The following is a 20,778-nucleotide window of genomic DNA, read 5'->3' as shown; positions in this document are numbered from 1 at the left end:
GCCCTGAAAAGCGGGCGTTGGCTGCAGAGCCGGGATTCTTACCGGCTATCCGCCACATCCGTCGGCCCGCGGCGATGGACATCACTCAACAGGTTATCCAGCGCCTGCCGACTGGCCCCGGCGGCGGGGTGATTGACGATGGCGGCGACAGCCCAGCTCTGGCCGTTGTTATCCCGGGTAATACCGGCGATGGCCCGCACGTTACGCAGTGAGCCGGTCTTGATATGAGCCTGGCCGGCTACCGGCGTGTTGCGCATGCGGCGGCGCATGGTGCCATCCATAGCTGCCAGTGGCAGGGACGCGACGAACTCCGCCGCGTAGGGGCTCTTCCAGGCCTGCGCCAGCAACTGCGCCATGTCCCGCGCGGTCATGCGCTCCAGGCGTGACAATCCCGAGCCATTTTCCAATACCAACCCGTTGGGCTGGATATCCTTGTCCGCCAGCCATTGGTTGATAATGCGGTTGGCCGCTTTATGATCATCCGTATCCGCCGCGCTGCGCTGTTCACGGCCAATGGTCAGGAACAGCTGCCGCGCCATGGTGTTGTTGCTGTACTTGTTGATGTCACGCACCACACTGACCAGGTCCGGCGAGGTGCTGCGGGCCAGCAGGCGTGCATCGGCGGGCGAGGGCCCGATGCGGTTGCCGCCATGGATGCGTCCGCCCATCTCGTGCCACAGGATGCGGATCAGGCTGGCGGTATAGACGGGGGCGTCCAGCACCGACAGATAGCGCTCGGCGTCACAACCCTCATGCAGGGAGCCGGTCAGGGTAACGGTGGCGCGCTTGCCGTCATCGCGGATGGCGTACGCCACGTTCGGCCACGGGCAGCTCTTGACTGCCGGCAGGGTGGTCAGTTGATTATCGATGGTGACTTCCGGCAGGGCCGGTTCCAGATGGGTGCGAACACCGTCAGCACTGGCAAAGCTCTTCAGTGACAGCAGCTTGAGATTGGTCAGCAGCGGATCGGGTTCGACCAGAAAGGGTCTGCTCGGATCATTGCCGTCATCACGGAACTGGCCGGCATCCAGCGGCAGGCGAATGTCTGCCGGTTGCAGCACCAGGTCGCCGCGCACCTCGCGCACTCCTGCGGCGCGCAAATCCCGCAACATCAACCACAGACGCTCCATGGTCAGCTTGGGATCGCCGCTGCTGCGAAATATCAGATCGCCCTGCAACTCGCCGCCGCTGATTGCGCCCGTGCCGTAGAGATCGGTCTGCCATTGGTAATTCGGGCCGAGCAGTTCCAGCGCCGCATAGGTGGTTACCAATTTCATGGTTGAGGCCGGGTTGACCGGCTGATCGGCATTCACATATTGCGCCAAGCCCTGGCCTTCCAGTGGAATGACCGCCAGCGCCATGGCATCGCCTGGGATCTTGGCAGCAGCCAGGGCTGAGCTGACCTTGGCGGGCAGGATGCCGCGATCACTTTGAGCGACAGTGACGCCGCTGACGAGTAGGCCGGCGAGGGGCAGGAGGCAGCACAGGGACAGTTTTTTCAGGCGCAGCATTGAGCGCGACTCCCAGGGAAAACGGGTGGTGAGGCTGTGCGGAGTGTCCTTTCCCGGAGTACAGCCGGTTGTCAGACAGGATAGCGTATGAGCGAGTCGGAAAACTACCGGTGGGGTGAGCGGCTGGGGTGTTTTTTGAGGGCGCGTGGATTACGGTAACCGGAAAAAAGCCCGGGCCGTCGCCGTGGTATGTTCCGCCAGCTGTTCCAGGCTTTCTTCACGACACTGCGCCACCATTGTCGCTACCTCGGGCAGCCATGCCGGCTCGTTGCGCCGGTTCTTCGGTTTGGGTGAAAGCGTTCTTGGCAACAGCCAGGGAGCATCGGTTTCCAGCATTAGCCGGCCGGTGGGTATCTCGCTGACCAGCGGCTGCAAATGGGTGCCGCGCCGTTCGTCGCAGATCCAGCCGGTAATACCGATATGCAGGTCCAGGTCGAGATAGCCGTACAGCGCTGCCTTGTCGGCGGTAAAGCAATGTACCACCGCCGCCGGCAGTCGATCACGGAAGTCGCGCAGGATGCTCACCAGCGTGTCGCTGGCGTCGCGCTCATGCAGGAAGACGGGATAACCCAACTCCACGGCCAGCTCAAGCTGCTCTTCGAGAGCCTTGATCTGTTGCGGGCGGGGCGAGAAATCGCGGTTGAAGTCCAATCCGCATTCACCGATGGCGCGAACGCAGTCGGCCGCAGCCAGCAGACGCAGGTCAGCTGCCTGGGTGGTATTCCAGTGACGGGCTTCGTGGGGATGAACGCCGGCAGTGCAGAACAGCCGGAGCGGGTCCTCGGCGCATTGCGCCTGTATTGCAGCGCAATCTGCTACCGAGGTGGCGGTCAGTATCATCTGGCTGATACCGGCCGCCCAGGCCCGTTCGAGTACCGCTTCACGGTCCTTGTCAAAGGCGGCGTCAAGCAGGTTGACGCCGATATCGACCCATTCCATGAAAGCGGACCCGCTCAGCTGCGCCGAGGCGGCTTGGCTGCGCGGGGTTTGCTGGCAAAGTCCTTGCGCGGCGGACGCGGGCTGCGTGGACGCTCGGTTTCACCCGGCGGCAGCGGCCATTCGCGGATCTGCAGAGCCACACCATTGACTTCGACGCCGGCCAGCTTGCCCAGTACGGACTGATCCAGCTGTGGCAGGAAAACGCCAGTGTGCTCGGTGAACATCTTGATGTGACCGATCTGCTGACGGCGCAGGCCGCCATGTTTGACCAGTGCGTCGACCAACGGCTTGGGCATCAGGCCGTTGGAGCGACCACCCTGGACTTTATAACGCACCAGACCACTGTCGCGGTCATCGGACATTTCCCGACGCGGCGGCGCGGCTGGCAGATCGGCTACCGGCTCGACCAGCGTCTTGGCGCTGGGCAGGGTTGCCAGCAGACTGGCGGCCAGTTCCAGCGGCTCCATATTGGTCAGCTGCAGCAACTCTTCCACCAGTTGCTGATGCAGCGCACCGGTATTTTCCGCAGCGTTCTGCAGGCGAGTGGCGAGCTTGGTCAGGCGACCGCTGCGCACCGCATCGGCGCTCGGCAGTGCCTGGGGCTCGATCTTCTGTCCGGTGGCCTTCTCCAGTACATGCAGCAGGCGACGCTCACGCGGGGTGGCGAACAGGATGGCGGTGCCGGAGCGACCGGCGCGGCCGGTACGGCCAATCCGGTGCACATAGGATTCGCTGTCGTGGGGCAGATCGTAGTTGAGTACGTGGGAAATGCGCTCCACGTCCAGACCACGGGCAGCCACGTCGGTAGCGACCACGATATCCAGCAGGCCGCGCTTGAGGCGGTCAACCACCTGCTCACGCAGTTGCTGGCTCAGGTCGCCGTTCAGCGCCGCAGCGGCAAAGCCACGGGCTTCCAGGCGCTCGGACAGTTCCAGGCTGGCAGTCTTGGTACGCACGAAGACAATCATGGCTTCGACCGGCTCGACTTCGAGCAGGCGGGTCATGGCGTCCAGCTTGTGGTGGTTGGCCACTTCCCAGACCTTCTGGGTAATGGTGTCCAGGCTGCTGCTCTTGCCGCTGTGCAGGCGGATTTCCTTCGGCTCGCGCATGTGCTTGCGAGCCACGGTGCGCACGCCGGCAGGCATGGTGGCGGAGAATAGTGCCTTCTGGGTCTGCTCCGGCACTTTCTCGAATACGGCTTCGAGGTCGTCGGCGAAGCCCATCTTGAGCATCTCGTCGGCTTCGTCCAGCACCAGGAAGCGCATGTTGTCGAACTTGATGCTGCCGCGACGCATGTGGTCGGTCAGGCGACCCGGGGTGGCCACGACGACATGGGCGCCTCGCTCCAGAGCCTTGAACTGCGGAGCGAAGGGGGAGCCGCCGTAGAGGGCCAGCACGGAAAAGCCACGCATATTCTGCGCGTAGCGCTGCAGCGCCTCAGCGACCTGCAGAGCCAGTTCGCGGGTCGGAGTGAGAACCAGCGCCTGGGTGGCACGGATGCTGACGTCGATACCTGCCAGTACCGGCAGGGAAAAGGCCGCGGTCTTGCCGGTGCCGGTCTGTGCCAGGCCCAGCAGGTCTTCGCCGGCCAACAGAGTCGGAATAGCCTCGGCCTGGATAGGAGAGGGTGTTTCATAGCCGAGGCTGTTCAGAGCCTCAAGAAGCGGTGCAGGCAAGCCAAGATCGGCAAACTGCGGTGCCGCCGGAGCGGTATCGGACATACGGGAAGTAAACCTTGGGGGATTGAAGATCGCGTAGTATACGCTTATCCAATATAAATTGCTGCAGACATTTCGCAGTGCGCAGTGTCACACGTCGAACAGACAAGCCGGAGGTGCAGAATGGGACGCCTGATCAAGGGTGTATGGCATGACCAATGGTATGACACCAGCGCCACCGGGGGCGCTTTCGTGCGTGAAGACGCTGGGTATCGCCACGGGATCGAGGAGGGCGGTCGCTTCGCTCCGCAGAGCGGGCGGTATCACCTGTATGTCTCTCTGGCCTGCCCCTGGGCGCACCGCACCCTGATATTGCGCAGGCTCAAGGGCCTGGAGCCGCACATCGATGTGACCGTGGTGCATCCGCACATGCTCGATCAGGGCTGGGTCTATGATCCGGTCGAGCCGCTCTACGGTTTCGCCTGCCATCATCAGCTATACACCCTGGCCAAGCCGGACTACAGCGGTCGGGTGACGGTGCCGGTATTGTGGGACAAGCAGGAACAAACCATCGTCAATAACGAGTCGGCGGAGATCGTGCGCATCTTCAACAGCGCCTTCGATACCCTGACCGGCAACACCGAGGATTACTATCCCGAGTCGTTGCGCGGGGAAATCGACCGGTTGAACGAGCGTATCTACAACGAAGTGAACAATGGCGTCTACAAAACCGGGTTTGCCACTGCTCAGAACGTCTACGAGAAGGAGTGCCGGACGTTGTTCGCCGCGCTGGACTGGCTCGACGGCCTGCTCGCGGAGCGGCGCTACCTGACTGGGGAGCGCATTACCGAGGCGGATTGGCGGTTGTTCACCACGCTGGTGCGGTTTGATCCGGTCTACCACGGTCACTTCAAATGCAATACCCGGCGTATCGAGGATTATTCCCACCTCTCCGGTTATCTGCGCGAACTCTATCAATGGCCGGGCGTTGCCGAGACGGTCAGCTTCGAGCATATCAAGCAGCATTACTACTACAGCCATGCCACCATCAACCCGACGCGCATCGTGCCGCTGGGCGAGGGGCAGGATCTGACGTTGCCCCATGGGCGCGGGGTGCGGCCGGCGGAGTGGCTCGGGCTTTAAGCGAGGAGGCTGGCTCAGTACTGGATAGCTATCACCCAATACAGCCGCTCACCCGCCGGCGCCTGTACCACCACCTCGTCATCCACCCGCTTGCCCAGCAGTGCGCGGGCCAGAGGGCTGTCGATGCTGATGTGCTGCTGCTTGGGATCGATCTCGTCGGGGCCGACGATGCGGACTGTCAGTGGCTGGCCATCCTCGTCCTCCAGTTCGACCCGGGCGCTGAAGAAGATCTTGTCGGGGTCGCTGGGCGGCTGGTCGATGATTTTCAGGTTCTCCAGCCGCTTGCGCAGAAAGCGCACGCGACTGTCGATCTGGCGCAGCATCTTCTTGCCATAGGTGTACTCGGCGTTCTCCGAGCGGTCGCCCTGGGCGGCAGCTTCGCTGACCGCGCGGGTGACTTCCGGGCGTTGCACATTCCACAACTGGTGCAGCTCAGCGCGCAGGCGTTGTGCGCCGTCGGCGGTGATCAAGGGCGTGCCAGCAGAGCGCGGCGGGCGATAGCGGCTCATGTTCAGGCTCCCCGGTTGATCAGTTTCATTGGGCTCTGGTTGACCACTGCGCGGGTACCGAGGGCGCCAGCGAGGCCGATCAGCAAGGCGCCACCGAGGGGGACCAGTAGCCAGAGCAGGTAATGCGGCTGCCATTGCAGATCCAGGGCGTAGCGGTACAGCAGCCAGGTGATGAGCTCGGCGGCGACGATGGCCAGCAGGCCGGCAAGGGCACCGAGCAGGGCAAATTCCAGTCGGTTGGCCTGGCGCAGCAGTTGCCGGCGGGCGCCCAGGGTACGCAGCAGGGCGCCTTCATATAGCCGGGTATCCAGCGTCGATTGCAGCGAAGCAAACAGCACGGTGAAGCCGGCCAGCAGTACGAACACCAGCACATATTCCACCGCCAGGGTGACCTGATCGAGAATTTCGCGCAGTTGCTGCAGGATGGCTTCGACTTCCAGCAGCGTCATCGCCGGGAAGGTGCGGGTCAGTTCGCGCAATCCCTCGCGCTGCTCCGGTGGCAGGTGGAAGCTGGTCAGCAGGGTGCTGGGCAGGCCGTCCAGCGCACCGGGTGAGAACACCATGTAGAAGTTGGGAGTGAAGTTGTCCCAATTGACCTCGCGCACACTGCTGACCTCGGCCTCCACCGTGGCCCCGCTGATGAGGAAGCTCAGTTGATCCCCCAGGCTCACACCAAGACTGTCCGCCAGTTCCGCTTCGATGGAAACGCGATGGCCATCGCTGGCTGGCAGTTGATCCCACCACTGGCCGTCACGCAGCAGGTTGTCCGGCGCCAGGTCGGCGGCCCAGGTCAGGCTCAGGTCGCGATTGATGGCGCGTTCGCCGGGGCTGTCCTTGGTGACATGCTCGCGTACGGCTTCGCCATTGATGGCGGTCAGCCGCCCCGGCGCAACCGGATACAGCGGCGCGCTGCGCGCCCCGATATCGGCCAGCGTCTGACGGAATGCCGGTTCTTCGGCGGGCAGGATATTCAGTGCAAAATGGTTGGGTGCGTCCTCCGGCAGTTGGGCTTGCCAGCTGTCCAGCAACTCGGTACGCAGGATGAAGATCACCACCATGGACATCAGGATCAGGCCGAAGGCAAGAATCTGGCCCGCGGCGGCGCTCGGTTGTTTCAGCAGCTGCCCGCTGCCCAGGCGCCAGGCCAGACCGGCGTTGCGCAGGCGCTTGCCGCTGGCCTGTAACAGCGCCCAGGCGAGGCTGCCGAGCAGCAGGGCGGCCAGCGCGCCGCCGAAAATCACGGCTAGCGTCATCGGCAGGTTGCCGGTGAACTGCCACATCAGCAGGCTGAGCCCGCCCAATGCCAGTCCGTAGATCAGCCAGGCACTGCCGGGCAACGGTGTCAGCTCGCGGCGCAATACCCGCAGCGGGGATACCCGGCCCAACCGCAACAGCGGCGGCAGGGCAAAGCCGAGCAGGCCGACCAGGCCGGTGGCGGTGCCGACCAGCAGCGGCTTGATCCCGGCCTGGGGCAGGTCCGGCGGCAGTAGCTCACGGAGCAGATGCACCAGCCCCCACTGCATGAGCCAGCCCAGCAGCAGCCCGATCAGCGTGGCGACGATACCCAGTCCGAGCAGCTGGATCAGGAACAGCCGCAGCGCCCGGCGGCGGCTGGCACCCAGGCAACGCAGCAGCGCGCTGGTGTCGTAATGTCGGCTGGCAAAGCGGCTGGCGGACAGTGCGACGGCGACTCCCGCCAGCACCACTGCCGCGATGCTGGCCAGCCCGAGAAACTGGTTGGAACGCTCCAGTGCGCTGCCAATCTGACGATTGTCGTCGGCGACCGAGGTCAGCCGCTGATGGTCTTCCAGACGCGGTTCCAGCCATTGGCGATAGGCTTGCAGGTCGGCTTCGTTACCGCTGAGCAGCAGGCGATAGCGCACCCGGCTGCCGGGCTGTACGACCCGGGTTGCTTGCAGGTCGTCGAGGTTCATCAGCACCCGTGGCGTGAGGCTGTAGAAGTCACCGGCACGATCCGGCTCATGAGTCAGCAGGGCGGCGATCCGCAATTGGGCATAGCCGATCTCCAATTGGTCGCCGATCGCCAGTCCGAGCACATTCAGCAGGCGCGGTTCAATCCACAAGGTGCCGCCCTCGGGGATGCCGGCAGCGGCCTGTTCGCCGCCGAACTGCTGTTGGCTGGTACGCACCTCGCCGCGCAACGGATAGCCGGGGCCGACGGCCTTGATGCTGCTGAGCTGCATCTCGGAAGCACTTGAAGTTACGCTTGAAAAATCAACAATATCAGTATGTTGCAGATTATTGTTAATCGCTTCCTGAAGATATTCCTCGGGCAGCGGCTCGCGTGATGAGATGCGCATGTCCGCGCCCAGAAACTCCGCGGCACGCGTCGCCATGCCGCGTTGCAGGCGATCGGTAAAGAAACTGATGGCGGTGCTGACGAGCACGGCGATCACCAATGCCAGCAGCATGATGCGCAATTCTCCGGCGCGCCATTCGCGCAGCAGCAGGCGCGAGGCCAGTGGCAGGTCGCGACTCATCATACCTGCTCTTCCTTGAGGCGCCCGGCTTCCAGGTGCAACGCATGTTCACAGCGCTGGGCCAGGCGCTCATCGTGGGTAACCATCACCAGAGTGGTGCCCTGTTCGCGGTTGAGCTCGAACAGCAGGTCGGTGATATGGGCGCCGGTGACAGCATCCAGGTTGCCGGTGGGCTCATCGGCAAACAGGATGGCGGGTTCGCAGGCGAAGGCGCGGGCAATGGCGACGCGCTGTTGCTCGCCGCCGGACAGCTGGCGGGGATAGTGGCTGGTGCGATGCTCCAGGCCCACCCGCTCCAGCAGCTGCCGGGCGCGGGCAGCGGCGTCCCGCCGGCCTTCCAGCTCCAGCGGCAGCATGACGTTTTCCAGGGCATTGAGACTGTCGAGCAATTGAAAGGACTGGAATACGAAGCCCACCTGCTCGGCGCGCAGGGCGGCGCGTTGGTCCTCATCCAGCATGCCGAGGGATTCGCCGGCCAGTATCACCTCACCGTGACTGGGCAGGTCCAGTCCGGCCAGCAGGCTCAGCAGGGTAGACTTGCCCGAGCCGGAAGCGCCAACGATGGCCACACTGGCGCCGCGCTGGATCTCCAGGCTGACGTTGTCGAGGATGGTCAGCTTCGCTTCCGGGGCATCGACGACTTTGCTAAGGTGGCGGGCAATGATGACGCTGTCTGACATGGGGATCGGCCTTGATGAATGTCTGGAAGAAATGCGCTGCTGCGGTCCTGTTCTGCCTGCTGGCGATGCCCGTGTCGGCGCAGAACGTTCTGCTGGTCGGCGATAGTATCAGTGCCGCTTTCGGTCTGGAAATCGAGCAGGGCTGGGTCCGGCTGCTGGAACAGCGTCTGGCAGAGCAGAATGAACCTTATGAGGTGGTTAATGCCTCGGTCAGCGGCGACACCACTGCAGGCGGTCTGGCCCGGCTCCCGGCGCTGTTGGAGCAGGCTTCACCGGAACTGGTGGTGATTGAGCTGGGCGGCAATGATGGGCTGCGGGCGCTGCCGGTGGCCAATATGCAACAGAATCTTTCGGCCATGGTTTCCCTGGCCCGGGAGGCCGGTGCGGATGTCATTCTGCTGGGTATGCGCATCCCGCCAAACTACGGTCCCCGTTACTCCGAGGCCTTCGAAAACGCTTTTGTCGAGGTGGCAGATGAACATGACGTGCCTCTGGTGCCCTTTCTACTGGAAGGCGCGGGCGGTGTGGAAGGCATGATGCAGAGCGACGGCGTGCATCCAACCGCTGCAGCCCAGCCGATTTTGCTGGATAATGCCTGGCCGGCCATCAAGCAGTGGCTTGATGGCAATTAATCGGTATGAGGAGCAGGTTGCGTGACGATGTCCTGGATTTCCAGACGGTGGTGTGTGGTGGAGCAGGATGAGCAACAGGACCTGTTCGTGGGAGATCCCTGGCATTTCCATCTGGTCGATATCAATCTGCGGCTGGACGCGCCGCTGGAGCGATCGCTGTGCGGTGATCTGCTGCCTTCCCGGCCGGTCTACCGGGAATTGACCCGCCAGTTGGTGAAGAATCTATGCCCGCATTGTCGAGATACAGCGCAGACCCTGCGGGATACCGGGCGACGGCCGGCAGCAGCCCGCCGTGCCTCGGGGTTGTCGTCCATTGGTCAGCAATTTGATCTGTATGCACCCGTGGGGAGTTGAACGAATGAAATACCTGCCTGGCAAGAGATGGTTTGGTGTCGGTTTGCTCTCAGCCTGTCTGGGCTGCGCCGCGCATGCCGCCGACTTCCCTCTGGCGCCTGGGCAGCAGCTGGTGGGCTCGGTTCAGACAGTGGAGGCGGTGTACGAGGACACCTTCGCTGATCTGGGCGAGACCTACGGCTTCGGCTTTCTCGAAATGCAGGCAGCCAACCCGGGTGTTGATGCCTGGTTGCCGGGCGAAGGTACGACGATACGGCTACCTGGCCAGTTCATCCTGCCGGATGCACCGCGCAGCGGCATCGTCATCAATCTGCCGGAATACCGTCTCTACCATTACCCGGCTGATGGCGGCAGGGTCAGTACCTGGCCGGTAGGTATCGGCCGGGAAGGCTGGTCCTCGCCCATAGGGCAGACGCGCGTTGCGCGCAAGGAGGCCAATCCATCCTGGTACCCGCCGCAGTCGATCCGCGCGGAACATGCCGCCGCTGGCGACCCGCTGCCCGCAGTGGTGCCGCCGGGACCGGACAATCCCATGGGGCCGTTCAAGATGAACCTGGCCATGAGCGGCTACGTCATTCATGGCACCAACAAGTCGTTCGGCATCGGTATGCGCGTCAGCCATGGCTGCTTTCGGATGAACAATGCGGATGTGACGGAGCTGTTTCCGCAAGTGCCTATCGGTACCGAGGTGACCATCGTCAACCAGCCATACAAGCTGGGAGTGCAGGATGGCAGGTTGTATCTGGAGGTGCATACGCCGCTGGATGAACAGGGCCTTCCGTCAGCGCTGGACAAGCAGGCGGCGATCCAGGAGCTGTTGCAGGCACAGGGTGAACTGATCAGCGGCTACCGGCTGGATTGGCAGAAGATCCGCGATATGGTCTTTGCCGAAGAGGGAGTGCCGGCGGTGATCGGCGAACCCTACCGGTCGATCTGAGGCGGGGCGGGGCAGCAAAGGCGCCCAGCTTGCGCTGGACGCCTGACAAGCTTACTTGCGGCTCGCTCGCTCGAGCATGCGCAGGGCGCGCTCGTTGGCTTCATCAGCGGTTTGCTGGGCGCGTTGGGCCGCAGCCAGCGCCTCATCCGCCTTGCGGTTGGCTTCATCTGCGGTGGATTGTGCACGGGCGGCGGCATTTTCATTGGCGGACAGGCGAGTGCCGGTCTCTTCCTGATATTGGTTACTGCTGCAACCGACAGCAAGCAGGCCAGCCAGCGACAAAGCCGAAAGTTTCAATGCGATGTTCATCGTAATACCCCTTTGGTTGACAATAGTGTCGTTTTGCCGACCGATTCATATTAGCAGTTATCCCGACGAGTGGAGATTGACGAGCGTCATAAACGGTGGCGGTTTGATGATATTCAGCTCATTGACTGAGTGGCCGCGCAGTTTGTTCCCAAGGCCGTCTGGGTTAAGGTAATTCCACGCAAAAAAAATACAAACAAGGATGCGCTTCATGCTGGGTTATCTGGGGTTGTTTGCCGGGCTCGCACTGCTTATCGGGTTCGCGCTCAGGGGTGTGAATATTTTTCTGGCGTCGGTGATCTGCGCCCTGGTGGTGGCCATCCCCAATGGCATCCTGGTGCCCGCGGCGCTGCTGGAGCACTACCCCTTCGGTGCACTGGGCGCTTTTACTTTCGCCGGCAAGTTCTTTCTGCTGTTTCTCTGTGGTGCAATTTTCGGCAAGGCCATGGCCACCAGCCAGGCGGCCAAGAGTATCGCCGTTGCCATTACCCGCGGCTTGGGCGTCAAGCACACGTTGCTGGTGGGGATGGTCGTCTGCGCTTTGCTGACCTATGGCGGGGTGGTGGTCTTCGTGGTGGTGTTCACCATGTACCCGCTGGGTATTACCCTGATGCGCGAGGCCAACCTGCCGAAGCGGATCTGGTGTGCGGCCACCTCCGTCGGTGCTGGCACCTTCACCATGACCGCGCTGCCCGGTACGCCCTCGATTCACAACGTGATATCCGCCAGCGCGCTGGGTACGGATCTGTTCGCCGGTGGCTGGATCGGTATATTCGCTGCAGTGGTGATGGGCGGTCTGGGTATGTGGTATGTCGAGCGCGAATGGCGTCTGGCTCGTGCCAAGGGTGAAGGCTTCGTCGAAAACGCCCAGGATGTGCGGATGGAGCAGTTGATCGGTGATCCGAATGATGCGCCGCCATGGGGGCTGGCACTGGTTCCGCTGGTGCTGGTACTGGGTGTGATCATGCTGCCGCGACTGATCCTGGGCATGGCGGACTGGTCGCAGACCGAAGGCATGTTCGCGAGCATTCTGCGCTTCAGCGCGGCGCAGCCGATCATCTGGCCGAGTATTGCACTGGTGATCGGCGCGCTGTCCTGCGGGGTCCTGTTTGTCAGTGCCCGGCGCAAGCTTGGTCAGGTATTTGGCCAGGGTGCGGAAGACTCGATCATGCCACTGCTCAACACCGCCGCAGTGATCGGCTTCGGTGGCGTAGTGACCCAGACGGCCGGCTTTGGTGAGTTCGCCCAGTGGATTCTGGGTGTCGACATGCCGCCGCTGTTATCGGTATTCACCTCGGTCAGTACGTTGTCGGCAATTGTCGGCTCCTCTTCCGGCGGCCTGCAGATCTTCATGCAGACACTGGCGCCCAGCTATCTGGAAATGGGTATCCAGCCGGAGATTCTTCATCGTATCGCGGCGATTGCCGCAGGCGGTCTGGATTCGCTCCCCCATTGTGGTGCGGTCATTGCCACCTTCATGATCATGGGGTTGTCGCACCGGGAAGCCTACAAGGACATGTTCGTTGTTACCGTGGCGGTGCCGGTGATAGCCTGTCTGCTGTCCATTGCACTGTTGATGGCCTTGGGGGTTGGCGTTACGCCGCCAGCCTGAGGCGTGCGGCAGCGGCGGAATCTTTTGCTGCTGCCGCAGGTCAACTGTGTTCAGCATTCACGTTGCATTATCAGGGAGACTGCCATGACCTCCGCTGCTCCGGTCCAGCATGACGCCGAAGGCAAGCAGTTCTATATCGACGCCGAGGGTGGACGAGCCTATCTTGCCTATATGGACCTGGGCAAGCAGACCATGGATATCTATCGAACCTTTGTGCCAGATGCGCTGCGCGGCCAGGGGCTGGCCGCCAGGCTCGCTGCCGAGGCGCTGAAGTATGCCGGAGAGCAGGGCTACACGGTGATCCCGTCCTGTTCCTATGTCGAGCGCTACATGCAAGAACATCCCAGCTGACATGAAAAACCCCGCCGCGGCGGGGTTTTTCATGCTTGTCTGCAGTATCAGTGGCCGCGCTTGCGGGTCCGCAGGGCATCGCCTATCTTCGCGTGCATGCTGCGCACCGCCTGGACCGTGGTATCCCAGTCGATGCAGGCGTCGGTGATGGAAACACCATATTCCAGCTGGGACAGATCCTTGTTGATCGACTGACTGCCCCAGCCGATGTGGCTTTCGACCATCAGGCCGACGATTGACTGGTTGCCCTCGACGATCTGGTTGGCGACGTTATCCATGACCAGTGGCTGCAGGGCCGGATCCTTGTTGGAGTTGGCATGGCTGCAGTCGATCATGATGTTCGGCTGGATGGCGGCCTTTTCCAGTTCCTTCTCGCAGAGCGCGACGCTGACCGAGTCGTAATTGGGCTTGCCGTTGCCGCCGCGCAATACCACGTGGCCGTAGCGGTTGCCGCGAGTGGTGACGATGGATACCTGGCCTTCATGGTTGATGCCCATGAAGCGGTGCGGGCTGGCGGTGGACTGCAGAGCGTTGATCGCCACGCCCAGATTGCCATCGGTACCGTTCTTGAAACCGACCGCCGAGGACAGGCCGGAGGCCAGTTCGCGATGGGTTTGGGATTCGGTGGTGCGCGCGCCGATGGCCGACCAGGAGATCAGGTCCTGCAGATACTGCGGGGAGATCGGGTCCAGCGCCTCGGTGGCGGTGGGCAGGCCCATGTCGGTCAGATCGCACAGCAACTGACGACCGATATGCAGGCCATCCTCGATCTTGAACGAGTCATCCAGGTAGGGATCGTTGATCAAACCCTTCCAGCCGACGGTGGTGCGCGGCTTCTCGAAGTACACCCGCATGACCAGATACAGGCTGTCGCTGACTTCTTCAGCAAGGGCCTTCAGGCGCCGGGCATAATCCTTGGCGGCTTCCACGTCGTGGATGGAGCAGGGCCCGATGACGATGAAGATGCGGTGATCCTTGCCATCCAGAATGTCACGAATGACCTGCCGGCTTTCCACGATGGTGGCGTGTGCGGCATCGCTCATGGGGATCCTGGCCTTGAGTTGGGCAGGGGTAATCATCACTTCGTTGGAAGCAACGTTCAGATCATTAATAGGTAAATCGGCCATCTTTCTTCCCAGCGTGTCTTTCGGCCACCAACCGGTCGGCCTTCTTAATAGTGGCCGACAGCTTAAAGCATGGATGGCGGCTGCGGCTACCCTGTCGGCAGGCGATTGGTGCGATTGAACGCAAACCAGGTGCTCTGGACAGGGTGGCGGCTAGCTTTGTCGCCTTGCCGACTGTTGTCGGTTGCACCCAGCGTTTACCATGGCCAGCATATCTGACTATTTCGCGCATCGTTAAAACAAGAGGTAAGCATGCAACAGGTAAAACCGCGTATCGGCATCATTGGCACCGGCGCCATCGGTGGCTTCTATGGCTTGATGCTAGCCCGGGCGGGCCATGACGTGCATTTTCTGCTGCGCAGTGAGTATCCGGCGGTCCGGGAGCACGGCATTACCGTGGAAAGTCGTGTCCATGGTGAACTGAATCTGCATCCGGTCCAGGCATACGCCGATGTGGCCGAGATGCCGCCCTGTGATTGGCTGTTGGTCGGCGCCAAGTCCACATCCAATGAATCCCTGGCTCCGCTCATCGCCCGCGCCGCGGCACCGGGTGCGCGGGTGGTGCTATTGCAGAATGGTTTGAACAATGAGCAGCAACTGCGTGAGCTGCTGCCGGCTGATCTGCATCTGATCGGTGGGCTGTGCTATGTGTGTCTGTACCGCAAGGCTCCGGGCGTGGTGGTGCATCAGGACAACGGCATGATCGATCTGGCCTACCATTCAGGGCCAGCCGCCGAAGCGGAGCGCCAGGAAATCATCAGCGCCGGCGCGGCCATGTTCCGTGAGACGGGGCTCAAGGCGCGGGAAATGGGTGGTCTGGACAGTGCCCGCTGGCAGAAACTGATCTGGAACGCACCCTTCAATGGTGTGTCGGTCATTCTCAATGCGGGGACGCAGGCGTTGCTGGCCAACGAATCCAGCCGCCAGTTGATCAGGGAGCTGATGCAGGAGGTGGTGAATGCAGCTGAAGCCTGTGGCCACAGCATGCCTGAAGCGCTGGCGGACAAGCTGCTGATCGGTACGCAGCGCATCCCCGACTATCTGCCCAGCATGTATCACGACTGGCTGCACAAACGGCCCATGGAGCTGGACGCGCTCTATGGCGAGGCATTGAAGCTGGCCGCCGAAGCCGGTTGCAGCATGCCGCGGACCGAGGCGCTGTTGCAGATGCTGCGGTTTGTCGAGGCGGGCTATCTGGCTGAGTAACCGAGCCACCTGACGGGTCCGCCTCGGCTCTGGGGCGAACCCGCTGGACCGGCGGTAACGTCAATCTCGTGCGTGACCTTTCTTGTTGGGCTTTTTGGTCTAACATCAGGCGTGTATCTATGAATCTGGTTATAAACGGTTCATGATATTCAGCTTGATCCAACAGGAGGGGTATCTCGATGAAATTGCAGCAGCTTCGCTACATCTGGGAAGTGGCGCACCACGACCTCAACGTGTCCGCGACGGCGCAGAGCCTGTATACCTCTCAACCCGGGATCAGCAAACAGATCCGTCTGCTCGAAGATGAGCTGGGCGTAGAAGTGTTTTCCCGCAGCGGAAAACATCTGACACGGGTCACCCCGGCTGGCGAGAAGATCATCGAGACAGCGGGGGAAATTCTGCGCAAGTGCGAAAGCATCAAGCAAATCGCCCAGGAATTCAGTCATGAGCGCAAGGGCGTGCTGACGCTCTCCACCACTCATACCCAGGCGCGTTATGCCCTGCCACCAGTAATCAGCCGTTTCATGCAACGGTATCCCGATGTGGCGCTGAACATGCATCAGGGCACGCCCACCCAGATCAGCGAAATGGCGGTCAATGGCACTGCTGACTTCGCCATTGCCACCGAGGGCATGGAGCTGTTCAACGAGCTGGTGATGATGCCGTGTTACCGCTGGAACCGCTGCGTGATCGTACCCAAGGGCCACCCGCTGACCGAGGTCGGCAAACTGACTCTGGAAGTCCTCAGTGAGCAGCCGCTGGTGACCTATGTGTTCGGTTTTACCGGCCGCTCCAAGCTGGATGATGCCTTCAACCATCAGGGCCTGGCGCCCAAGGTGGTTTTCACCGCCGCCGACGCTGACGTGATCAAGACCTATGTGCGGCTGGGGCTGGGCGTAGGGATCGTGGCGAAGATGGCAGTGGACCCGAAGATCGATGATGATCTGGTGGTACTGGATGCAAGCCACCTGTTCGAGTCCAGCGTGACTCACCTGGGCTTTCGCCGCGGCACCTTTCTGCGCGGGTTCATGTATGACTTCATCGAAGAGTTTGCTCCGCACCTGACCCGGGAACGGATAGAAGAGGTGCTGCAGTGCCAGAGCAGGCAGGAAATCGAAGCGTTGTTTGCGGCGGTGGAATTGCCGGTTTATTGAGTTAAATCGGGAGCCGAGGCGTGCGCTGCACGCCGTCGGCCGTTAGCTGCCGATCATCAGCTCTTGACGATCAGATTGCCCGCATGCAGCCCGCATTCCTTCTGCGTTGCCTCTTCCCACCACCAGCGGCCTTCACGCTCATGCTGGTTCGGCAGCACCGGGCGGGTGCAGGGTTCGCAGCCGATGCTGACGAAGCCGCGCTCGTGCAGGCTGTTATAGGGGATTTCCAGCATGCGGATGTAGTTCCATACATCCTCGCTGCTGTAGTTGGCCAGCGGGTTGAACTTGATCAGCTGTTTGCCGGCAGCTGAGAAGGCGCCGTCGATTTCCACCACGGGCACATTGCTGCGGGTGCCGGGGCTCTGGTCACGGCGCTGGCCGGTAATCCAGGCGTCCACCGTCGCCAGCTTGCGGCGTAGCGGGGCAATCTTGCGGATGCCGCAGCACTCGCCATGACCGCTTTCGTAGAAATCGAACAGACCCTTTTCCTTCACATAGGCTTCCAGCGCCTGCTGATCCGGGGACAGCACTTCCAGTTGGATGCCGTAGTGTTTGCGCACCTCTTCCAGAAAACGATAGGTTTCCGGATGCAGGCGGCCGGTGTCCAGGGTGAAGACCTTGAGATTCGGGTTGATCTTCCAGGCCATATCCAGCACGACGATATCATCCGCGCCGCTGAAGGACAGCCAGAGATCATCGAAATGCTCAAAGGCCAGTTTCAGAATATCCTGCGGCGACTTGCTCGCATATTCCGCAGCCAGGGTTTCAACATCGAACAGATTGGTGGACATCAGGCTCTCCCGCGATGCGGCCCTGCATGCGGGCCATCTTTAATCGCGGCATTTTAACAAGCACTGCTTAGCACTTCTGCTTTTATTTAGTTATAGTTTTATGCCCTTTGGCTATCAATCTCCGGTGTTCGGTCGGCTCGCCGTTGCGCCCCGCAAGCGGAGCCGGTAGATTGTTGCGCCAGTTCAATCACTGCTTCAGGAGTACTCTGTGGAAATCGCCTGCCTTGACCTCGAAGGTGTTCTGGTCCCCGAAATCTGGATTGCCTTTGCCGAGAAAACCGGTATCGCCGAACTGCGCGCGACCACCAGGGATATCCCGGACTATGACGTGTTGATGAAGCAGCGCCTGCGCATTCTCGATGAGCATGGTCTGAAGCTGTCGGACATTCAGGAAGTGATCGGCACATTGGCGCCGCTGGAAGGCGCAGTGGAGTTCGTCAACTGGCTGCGCGAGCGTTTCCAGGTAGTGATCCTGTCCGATACCTTCTATGAGTTCTCCCAGCCACTGATGCGCCAACTGGGCTTCCCGACGTTGCTGTGCCATAAGCTGGTAACCGATGACAGCGGCCGGGTAGTGGACTACCAACTGCGTCAGAAGGACCCCAAGCGCCAGTCGGTCATCGCGTTGAAGAGCCTGTACTATCGCGTGATCGCCGCTGGCGACTCCTACAACGACACCACCATGCTGGCCGAAGCCCATGCCGGCATTCTGTTCCATGCGCCGGACAACGTCATCGCCGAATTCCCGCAGTTCCCGGCGGTGCAGACGTTCGAGGACCTGAAACAGGAATTCCTCAAGGCTTCGAATCGCCCGCTGAGTTTGTAACAGCACGCCTTGAAAGCCCTGGGCCGGAACCAGTTACGCTGGTTCCGGCCTTTTGCATTTTACAGCTAACCTGAAAACCCCCTTCGATCCCGAAGACTCCTACCGCTCCCGGGCTCACCCGATAATGCAGCCATGTTCACCGCCGGCATCACACTGCGCCGGCCATAACAGGGGGCTGCATGCATTTATTCGATGTAATCGTTCTTGGCGGCGGCAATGCCGGGCTCTGTGCCGCTCTGTCAGCGCGGGAGAGTGGCGCCCGGGTGGCACTGATCGAGCGCGCGCCGGAACAGTTGAAAGGGGGTAATTCCGCGCATACTGGGGGCGCATTTCGGGTTGCCTATCGCGGTAATGACGACCTGCGGCTATTGATGCCGGACCTGCTCGACAGCGAACTGGAAAATAGCGACTTCGGCAGTTACAGCGAAGACGATTTCTTCGGTGAACTCGCAACCATGAGCCAGTACCGGGCCGATCCCGACGTGCTCGACACCGTGGTCACAGGTAGCCTGGATACTCTACGTTGGATGACCAGCAAAGGCGTGCGCTTCATGCCGATCTACGGGCGCCAGGCGTTCAAGGTAGATGGCAAATACAAGTTCTGGGGCGGCTTGACCGTTGAGGTCTCCGGTGGTGGCCAGGGGCTGGTTGAAGCTTTGAGCAGCCGGGCCCAACGTGAAGGTATCGACATCTTCTATGGCGTGCGGGCCAAGCGGCTGAACCGCTGCGGCGATGGCCGCTGGCAGGTACTGGCTGCCAACGGCGAGGTATTCGTCGCGCCGACGGTGATCGTTGCCACCGGGGGCTTCCATGCCAATCTGCGCTGGCGTGCCCAGTATCTGGGGCCGGGCTGGGATCTGGCCAAAGTGCGAGGTTCGCGTTTCAACACTGGTGACGGCATCCAGATGGCACTGGATATTGGCGCTGCCGCCCATGGCAACTGGTCCGGCTGCCATGCGGTGTTCTATGACCTCAACGCCCCGGCAATGGGTGATATCGACCTGCTCAACATGCAGAAGAACTACTTCCATCTGGGTGTGGTGGTCAATGCGGAAGGGCACCGGTTTGTCGATGAGGGCGAAGACTTTCGCAATTACACCTATTCGGGCATGGGCGAGAAGGTATTGCGCCAGCCGGGCGGAGTGGCTTGGCAGATCTTCGATCAGCACAGCAAATCGCTGCTACCCGACGAGTACCGGGTGCGCCAGGCAACCCGCATCCAGGCCGACAGCCTCGAAGAGCTGGCGGATAAGCTCGATGGCATCAATGCCCGGGCGCTGCTGCAGACGCTGGAGCAGTACAACGCCGCCGTGCGTACCGATATTCCGTTCAGCCCGGCGATCCGCGATGGCCGCTGCACCCAGGGGCTGACGGTACCCAAGTCCAACTGGGCCAACCCGCTGACCAAACCGCCATTCGTTGCCTACGCGGTGACCTGCGGTATCACCTTCACCTTCGGCGGCTTGCAGGTCGACAGCCAGGCGCAGGTGCTGGATGAACAACAGCAGCCGATCGATGGCCTGTACGCCGCCGGCGAGCTGGTCGGCAATCTCTATTACGTCAAGTACGCCGGTGGCGCCGGCCTGACCTCCGGTTCGGTACTAGGGCGCCTGGCTGGTAGCGCGGCGGCAGCGCGTAGCGAGCTGTGGCACCAGGCCGGAGGGCCGATCTTTGGCGGGGCATGTGACGGCGCAGACAAACCACTCGACAAGGATCAACCATGAGTATCCGTATCTGGCATCAGAGTTTTACCGTCCTCAGTGATCTGGGGGCTTACGACGCCGCCCTGCGCGCGCATTTCCAGAAAGTTGCGCGCCCCGGCACGGTGATCGACATGCATGGCATGCAGCCGGGCACCTACCGCAGCAACTATCCGGGTAACGATATCAAGTACGCGGCGCTGCAGTACCTGCATGGGTTGCAGTTCATGGCTAATGGCATCAATGCCGAGGCCCAGGGCTACGATGCCTACGCCATCAGCACCTTGCCGGAGCCAGCCCTGCGCGAGATTCGCAGCCTGTTGCGCATTCCGGTGGTGGGTTATGGCGAGTCGGCGATGCTCACCGCCTGCATGCTTGGTCGGCGCTTCGGCGTGCTGGTATTCATCGATGAGCTGGCCGAGCAGGTCACTGATAACGCCATTCGCCACGGCCTGGGCCAACGCCTGACCAGTGTGCGGCATGTCGGCTTCCGTTTCACCGATGTGCTGGCAGCCTTCGACGACCCGAGCCGCCTGATAGAACAGTTCCAGGCGTCGGCCCGGGCGCTGATCGCCGACGGCGCCGAAGTCATCATTCCCGGTGAAGCCCCGCTGAACGTGTTGCTGGCCACCCACGGCATCAATCAGGTAGACGGGGTGCCGGTGCTCGACTCGCTAGGCGCCTGGATCAAACAGGCGGAGAGCATGGTCGACCTGCAGCGTGCCAATGGCACCACCAGTTGTGACCGCAACTATTTTTCTGCGCGCCCCGAGCCGGAGCGGGTGCGGGAGATATTCGAATTCTATGGCCTGGGCGAGCGTTTGCTCGAGCCGCGGTGAGGAAT

At 61.7% G+C, this 20,778-nt stretch carries 20 protein-coding genes; 11 read left to right on the top strand and 9 right to left on the bottom strand.

Features of this window, described 5'->3' with window-relative positions; translation table 11 throughout:
• Positions 1-38: 38 nt before the first annotated feature.
• From dacB to DHB74_RS06955, 3 genes are all read right to left on the bottom strand, one after another.
• On the bottom strand, positions 39-1,511 hold the full coding sequence (gene dacB / locus DHB74_RS06965) for a D-alanyl-D-alanine carboxypeptidase/D-alanyl-D-alanine endopeptidase (protein ID WP_499161096.1): 1,473 nt from the start codon (positions 1,509-1,511) through the stop codon (positions 39-41).
• A 150-nt stretch (positions 1,512-1,661) separates the two neighbouring features.
• Positions 1,662-2,450 carry a TatD family hydrolase gene (locus DHB74_RS06960; protein ID WP_074779919.1) on the bottom strand — a complete coding sequence of 263 codons (789 nt, stop codon included), beginning with the start codon at positions 2,448-2,450 and terminating at the stop codon, positions 1,662-1,664.
• A 14-nt stretch (positions 2,451-2,464) separates the two neighbouring features.
• Positions 2,465-4,171 (bottom strand): DEAD/DEAH box helicase, encoded by a 1,707-nt coding sequence (locus tag DHB74_RS06955; protein ID WP_074779917.1) that lies wholly within the window; start codon positions 4,169-4,171, stop codon positions 2,465-2,467.
• A gap of 120 nt (positions 4,172-4,291) precedes the next feature.
• Here DHB74_RS06955 and DHB74_RS06950 point away from each other — a divergent pair, with 120 nt between their 5' ends.
• A complete protein-coding gene (locus tag DHB74_RS06950; RefSeq protein ID WP_499161095.1) occupies positions 4,292-5,251 on the top strand; it encodes a glutathione S-transferase family protein in 960 nt (319 codons plus the stop codon).
• Positions 5,252-5,265: 14 nt separating this feature from the next.
• Here DHB74_RS06950 and greB read toward each other — a convergent pair whose 3' ends face one another.
• The 3 genes from greB to DHB74_RS06935 are packed head-to-tail and all read right to left on the bottom strand — an operon-like array spanning position 5,266 to position 8,941.
• Positions 5,266-5,760 carry a transcription elongation factor GreB gene (gene greB / locus DHB74_RS06945; RefSeq protein WP_280165564.1) on the bottom strand — a complete coding sequence of 165 codons (495 nt, stop codon included), beginning with the start codon at positions 5,758-5,760 and terminating at the stop codon, positions 5,266-5,268.
• Between the two features lie 2 nt (positions 5,761-5,762).
• Positions 5,763-8,264, bottom strand: coding sequence for an ABC transporter permease (locus DHB74_RS06940; protein WP_499161094.1), 2,502 nt, complete (start codon positions 8,262-8,264; stop codon positions 5,763-5,765).
• Complete coding sequence (locus tag DHB74_RS06935) at positions 8,261-8,941, bottom strand: ABC transporter ATP-binding protein (protein WP_074779906.1); 681 nt, start codon at positions 8,939-8,941, stop codon at positions 8,261-8,263. The genes DHB74_RS06940 and DHB74_RS06935 overlap by 4 nt, the downstream gene beginning before the upstream one ends.
• Before the next feature lie 14 nt (positions 8,942-8,955).
• Here DHB74_RS06935 and DHB74_RS06930 point away from each other — a divergent pair, with 14 nt between their 5' ends.
• The 3 genes from DHB74_RS06930 to DHB74_RS06920 are packed head-to-tail and all read left to right on the top strand — an operon-like array spanning position 8,956 to position 10,864.
• A complete protein-coding gene (locus DHB74_RS06930) occupies positions 8,956-9,573 on the top strand; it encodes an arylesterase (RefSeq protein WP_036992376.1) in 618 nt (205 codons plus the stop codon).
• Between the two features lie 21 nt (positions 9,574-9,594).
• Entirely contained in the window at positions 9,595-9,927 is a 333-nt protein-coding gene (locus tag DHB74_RS06925) for a hypothetical protein (RefSeq protein ID WP_499161093.1), read from the top strand.
• A gap of 4 nt (positions 9,928-9,931) precedes the next feature.
• On the top strand, positions 9,932-10,864 hold the full coding sequence (locus DHB74_RS06920) for a L,D-transpeptidase family protein (protein ID WP_136869856.1): 933 nt from the start codon (positions 9,932-9,934) through the stop codon (positions 10,862-10,864).
• 51 nt (positions 10,865-10,915) lie between these two features.
• On the opposite strand, the gene DHB74_RS06915 is transcribed toward DHB74_RS06920, so the two are convergent.
• Positions 10,916-11,173 (bottom strand): Lpp/OprI family alanine-zipper lipoprotein, encoded by a 258-nt coding sequence (locus DHB74_RS06915; protein ID WP_036992373.1) that lies wholly within the window; start codon positions 11,171-11,173, stop codon positions 10,916-10,918.
• A gap of 208 nt (positions 11,174-11,381) precedes the next feature.
• Between DHB74_RS06915 and DHB74_RS06910 the strand changes: the two genes are divergently transcribed.
• Together DHB74_RS06910 and DHB74_RS06905 are read left to right on the top strand one after the other, a co-directional pair.
• Positions 11,382-12,782 (top strand): GntP family permease, encoded by a 1,401-nt coding sequence (locus DHB74_RS06910; RefSeq protein WP_074779899.1) that lies wholly within the window; start codon positions 11,382-11,384, stop codon positions 12,780-12,782.
• Positions 12,783-12,866: 84 nt separating this feature from the next.
• A complete protein-coding gene (locus tag DHB74_RS06905; RefSeq protein ID WP_036992372.1) occupies positions 12,867-13,133 on the top strand; it encodes a GNAT family N-acetyltransferase in 267 nt (88 codons plus the stop codon).
• A 47-nt stretch (positions 13,134-13,180) separates the two neighbouring features.
• On the opposite strand, the gene DHB74_RS06900 is transcribed toward DHB74_RS06905, so the two are convergent.
• Complete coding sequence (locus DHB74_RS06900; RefSeq protein WP_499161092.1) at positions 13,181-14,260, bottom strand: 3-deoxy-7-phosphoheptulonate synthase; 1,080 nt, start codon at positions 14,258-14,260, stop codon at positions 13,181-13,183.
• Positions 14,261-14,509: 249 nt separating this feature from the next.
• Here DHB74_RS06900 and DHB74_RS06895 point away from each other — a divergent pair, with 249 nt between their 5' ends.
• A complete protein-coding gene (locus DHB74_RS06895; RefSeq protein ID WP_499161091.1) occupies positions 14,510-15,463 on the top strand; it encodes a putative 2-dehydropantoate 2-reductase in 954 nt (317 codons plus the stop codon).
• Between the two features lie 179 nt (positions 15,464-15,642).
• The gene (cysB, locus tag DHB74_RS06890; protein ID WP_036992366.1) at positions 15,643-16,617 is read left to right on the top strand and encodes an HTH-type transcriptional regulator CysB; all 975 of its coding nucleotides are present in this window, start codon (positions 15,643-15,645) and stop codon (positions 16,615-16,617) included.
• A 56-nt stretch (positions 16,618-16,673) separates the two neighbouring features.
• Here the strand turns inward: cysB and DHB74_RS06885 are convergent, their stop codons facing one another.
• Complete coding sequence (locus DHB74_RS06885) at positions 16,674-17,408, bottom strand: phosphoadenylyl-sulfate reductase (protein ID WP_036992364.1); 735 nt, start codon at positions 17,406-17,408, stop codon at positions 16,674-16,676.
• Between the two features lie 208 nt (positions 17,409-17,616).
• Here DHB74_RS06885 and thrH point away from each other — a divergent pair, with 208 nt between their 5' ends.
• The 3 genes from thrH to DHB74_RS06870 all read left to right on the top strand — a co-directional run bounded on the left by thrH (position 17,617) and on the right by DHB74_RS06870 (position 20,773).
• A complete protein-coding gene (gene thrH, locus DHB74_RS06880) occupies positions 17,617-18,234 on the top strand; it encodes a bifunctional phosphoserine phosphatase/homoserine phosphotransferase ThrH (RefSeq protein WP_499161090.1) in 618 nt (205 codons plus the stop codon).
• Positions 18,235-18,413: 179 nt separating this feature from the next.
• Complete coding sequence (gene tcuA, locus DHB74_RS06875; protein ID WP_499161089.1) at positions 18,414-19,958, top strand: FAD-dependent tricarballylate dehydrogenase TcuA; 1,545 nt, start codon at positions 18,414-18,416, stop codon at positions 19,956-19,958.
• The gene (locus DHB74_RS06870) at positions 19,955-20,773 is read left to right on the top strand and encodes an aspartate/glutamate racemase family protein (protein WP_499161088.1); all 819 of its coding nucleotides are present in this window, start codon (positions 19,955-19,957) and stop codon (positions 20,771-20,773) included. The genes tcuA and DHB74_RS06870 overlap by 4 nt, the downstream gene beginning before the upstream one ends.
• The last annotated feature ends 5 nt before the right edge of the window (positions 20,774-20,778 follow it).

Source organism: Pseudomonas sp. G11-1, from assembly GCF_024031555.1.
In the GTDB taxonomy this organism is placed as follows: domain Bacteria; phylum Pseudomonadota; class Gammaproteobacteria; order Pseudomonadales; family Pseudomonadaceae; genus Halopseudomonas; species Halopseudomonas bauzanensis.
The sequence above is the reverse complement of the archived record's forward strand: the minus strand, read 5'-3'. Positions and strand labels throughout refer to the sequence as shown.

Bases quoted from the DNA above. Each gene is read 5' to 3' on its own strand.
- dacB (WP_499161096.1), bottom strand. From the start codon at position 1,511: ATGCTGCGCCTGAAAAAACTGTCCCTGTGCTGCCTCCTGCCCCTCGCC.
- DHB74_RS06960 (WP_074779919.1), bottom strand. From the start codon at position 2,450: ATGGAATGGGTCGATATCGGCGTCAACCTGCTTGACGCCGCCTTTGAC.
- DHB74_RS06955 (WP_074779917.1), bottom strand. From the start codon at position 4,171: ATGTCCGATACCGCTCCGGCGGCACCGCAGTTTGCCGATCTTGGCTTG.
- DHB74_RS06950 (WP_499161095.1), top strand. From the start codon at position 4,292: ATGGGACGCCTGATCAAGGGTGTATGGCATGACCAATGGTATGACACC.
- greB (WP_280165564.1), bottom strand. From the start codon at position 5,760: ATGAGCCGCTATCGCCCGCCGCGCTCTGCTGGCACGCCCTTGATCACC.
- DHB74_RS06940 (WP_499161094.1), bottom strand. From the start codon at position 8,264: ATGATGAGTCGCGACCTGCCACTGGCCTCGCGCCTGCTGCTGCGCGAA.
- DHB74_RS06935 (WP_074779906.1), bottom strand. From the start codon at position 8,941: ATGTCAGACAGCGTCATCATTGCCCGCCACCTTAGCAAAGTCGTCGAT.
- DHB74_RS06930 (WP_036992376.1), top strand. From the start codon at position 8,956: ATGAATGTCTGGAAGAAATGCGCTGCTGCGGTCCTGTTCTGCCTGCTG.
- DHB74_RS06920 (WP_136869856.1), top strand. From the start codon at position 9,932: ATGAAATACCTGCCTGGCAAGAGATGGTTTGGTGTCGGTTTGCTCTCA.
- DHB74_RS06915 (WP_036992373.1), bottom strand. From the start codon at position 11,173: ATGAACATCGCATTGAAACTTTCGGCTTTGTCGCTGGCTGGCCTGCTT.
- DHB74_RS06910 (WP_074779899.1), top strand. From the start codon at position 11,382: ATGCTGGGTTATCTGGGGTTGTTTGCCGGGCTCGCACTGCTTATCGGG.
- DHB74_RS06905 (WP_036992372.1), top strand. From the start codon at position 12,867: ATGACCTCCGCTGCTCCGGTCCAGCATGACGCCGAAGGCAAGCAGTTC.
- DHB74_RS06900 (WP_499161092.1), bottom strand. From the start codon at position 14,260: ATGGCCGATTTACCTATTAATGATCTGAACGTTGCTTCCAACGAAGTG.
- DHB74_RS06895 (WP_499161091.1), top strand. From the start codon at position 14,510: ATGCAACAGGTAAAACCGCGTATCGGCATCATTGGCACCGGCGCCATC.
- cysB (WP_036992366.1), top strand. From the start codon at position 15,643: ATGAAATTGCAGCAGCTTCGCTACATCTGGGAAGTGGCGCACCACGAC.
- DHB74_RS06885 (WP_036992364.1), bottom strand. From the start codon at position 17,408: ATGTCCACCAATCTGTTCGATGTTGAAACCCTGGCTGCGGAATATGCG.
- tcuA (WP_499161089.1), top strand. From the start codon at position 18,414: ATGCATTTATTCGATGTAATCGTTCTTGGCGGCGGCAATGCCGGGCTC.
- DHB74_RS06870 (WP_499161088.1), top strand. From the start codon at position 19,955: ATGAGTATCCGTATCTGGCATCAGAGTTTTACCGTCCTCAGTGATCTG.